The sequence below is a fragment of the Pseudomonas sp. Yb2C2 genome (assembly GCF_052112325.1).
In the GTDB taxonomy this organism is placed as follows: Bacteria; Pseudomonadota; Gammaproteobacteria; order Pseudomonadales; family Pseudomonadaceae; genus Aquipseudomonas; species Aquipseudomonas marginalis.
The window spans coordinates 1-255 of sequence record NZ_JAVAJK010000081.1; the positions used below are offsets into that span (position 1 = coordinate 1).

The 255-nt window shown below is 61.6% G+C and carries 1 protein-coding gene; it reads right to left on the reverse strand.

All coding sequences use genetic code 11. From position 1 onward, the window contains the following. Positions 1-255: ribonucleotide-diphosphate reductase subunit beta (locus Q8X51_RS32245; RefSeq protein WP_407694957.1), on the reverse strand; the 255-nt coding region annotated here is incomplete at both ends.

Here is a 255-nt window from a genome sequence, read left to right on the forward strand (position 1 = left end):
TGAAGATCTCGCCTTCATCCATGGCCAACGATTCGATGCAGTACTGGTAGGCGTGGGTGTGGATCGCTTCTTCGAAGGCCTGGCGCAGGATGTACTGGCGGCACTCCGGGTTGGTGATCAGGCGGTACACGGCCAGGACCAGGTTATTGGCGACCAGGGAGTCGGCGGTGGAGAAGAAGCCGAGGTTGCGCATGACGATGCGGCGTTCGTCGTCGGTCAGGCCTTCGGGGTTTTTCCACAGGGCGATGTCGGCGG